Origin of the sequence: Allocoprococcus comes (assembly GCF_013300725.1) — a bacterium.
In the GTDB taxonomy this organism is placed as follows: Bacteria; Bacillota; Clostridia; order Lachnospirales; family Lachnospiraceae; genus Allocoprococcus; species Allocoprococcus comes_A.
Window position 1 is genome coordinate 1 of record NZ_JAAIMM010000062.1, and the last position, 2,119, is coordinate 2,119.

The following is a 2,119-nucleotide window of genomic DNA, read 5'->3' on the forward strand; positions in this document are numbered from 1 at the left end:
GTAAGTAGGTAATCATCTGTACCTTGATTTTTCAAAAAGAGCCACCTGTTGATCAGGTGGCTTAATTTATCCTTGATTTTTCGTCCTGAATTCATCCGGCAGATCATCCGACCATGGGAGTAGCCGGTCCAGTTCTTCCGGCTTTGGAAATGATCCCATCTGCCGTATCTGGTCCAGCACATATGTCAGGTACACATATGGTTTCAGCCCGTTCAGGAGAGCTGTTTCCGTGACACTGTAAACAACAGCACTGGCATCTGCTCCACGGATACTTTTGGCAAAGAGCCAGTTCCGGCGGCCGACAGCGAAATTCTTGATGGCACGTTCCGCACTGTTGTTATCGATGCTGAGGTGTCCGTCGTCCAGATAGCGGCGCAGATATGGTTCCTGGTTCAGTGTATAAAGAATGGCATCACCAATAAGGGAAGATCTGTCCACAGAATCTTCCATCGAATGCAGCCACTCAAACAGTGCGTCTACCACCGGGCGGGACTGTTTCTGGCGTTCCTCATGGCGTTCTTCCGGTGTTTTGTTTCTAATCAGTTCCTCGACTTTATACAGGATCCCGATCCGTGTCATTGCGTTGTATGCAACAGTCTCTTTCAGCTGCTCCTTGGTGAAGTCCTTTTTCAGTGCCGTAAGTGCGGCATCAAAACGGCGTCTCGCGTGGGTAAAGCAGCCGGTCACGGTAATGGAATCGTCCAGCCCTTGGTATGCCTGGTAGCCATCGCAGGTCAGGTATCCATGGAAACGTCCGTCAAGAAACTTTACCGGATGATATCCGGCGCGGGTTCTCTCATAATCGAAGAGCGCCATACGCGGGGAGCCGCTATATTCATCCGTAAGATATACCCACATCCAGTTCTGGGTGGAACCCTTCTGATCCGGCTCGCCGATCACCTGTATCCGGGTCTCGTCACAGTGGATGTACCGGCTTTTCAGGAATTCCTCTTTCATCCGGTCATACAGCAGTTTCAGGTAACGGTCCGCACAGCCGATGATCCAGTTTGCCATGGTTTTAGTGGAAAGGTTCAGGTTGTATCTGGCGAATTCCCGTTCCTGCCGCGCCAGCGGCATTCCGTTGACATACTTGGCATTCATGATCCCGGCCACCAGGGATGGTGTCGCGATACTTCCGCCGCCCACCAGCGGCGGTGTTTTCTCCGGCCGCTTCATGGAACCGCATTCCGGGCAGCTGTAAACACAGGTCACCTCCTCCACCACCTCGAATTTCGCGGGAACGAATTTCAGACGTTTCACGGTCTCTTTGGTAACAACCTTGTACTTTTTCCCGCAGTCCGGACAGTAACGGTCTTCTCCGGCCAGCTTGTACTCAATGGTCTCGGTGACTTCAAAGCCGGAGAGATCTTCTTCCTTCTTTCCTGTACGCTTTTTCCGTTTATAGGATGACGGATGGATTTCTTCAAAACACGGTTCCTCTGCCTCCGGATCTGCCGATGCTTCTGCCTCATTGAACAGATCCATCTGTTCATAACCTTCGGCATACTTTTCACTGGAAGAACCGAACTGTTTCCTCCGGGCCAGTGCCAAGCGGTCGGAGAGCATGGCGTTCATAAATTCCAGTTCTTTCTGCTTATCCTTCAGAAGCTGGATTTCCGTATCCTTTTTTGCACTCTGTTCCTTCATGATCTTCATGATTTCAATCAGGTTTTCACGGCTCATGTTATTCAGCTGTTCTTCTGTAAAAAACGGTTCCATCCCTTTTCTCCCGGCTGTCATGTTATATAAAGATTATACCATGAAACCCGCTGTTTTTCGAGAAAAAACGGATCCTGAGCATGTAGAAATAGTCTCCGGAAACCGCCGGTTTTTCGTACTTTCTGCGAATTGACACCTGCCTTATACCACAATTTTCGGATGGTGTTCTTCAAAGGCATCTTTCTGATCCAGGGAAAGGCCATCGCACAGCCAGTGCATTTCTTTCAGGGTAACCTGCCGGAGCTCATCCGGGGTGTCCGGCCAGTGAAAGGCATCACGGTCAAGGCGTTTCATAAGGATCCAGAATCCGGATCCGTCCCACTGGAGAATCTTGATAAGGGTGCGCCTGCGGTTGCAGAATGCAAACATGCAGCGCGAGTATGGGTCGAGTTGAAATTTG

Annotated in this window: 2 protein-coding genes; both read right to left on the reverse strand. The window is 50.4% G+C overall.

The window, feature by feature from the left end; translation table 11 throughout:
* Positions 1 to 66: 66 nt before the first annotated feature.
* Positions 67 to 1,719: an IS66 family transposase gene (gene tnpC / locus G4407_RS15895; protein ID WP_173689653.1), complete on the reverse strand. Its 1,653-nt coding sequence runs from the start codon at positions 1,717 to 1,719 to the stop codon at positions 67 to 69.
* Between the two features lie 141 nt (positions 1,720 to 1,860).
* A partial coding sequence (tnpB, locus tag G4407_RS15900; RefSeq protein ID WP_173689654.1) for an IS66 family insertion sequence element accessory protein TnpB occupies positions 1,861 to 2,119 on the reverse strand: 259 nt, incomplete at its 5' end.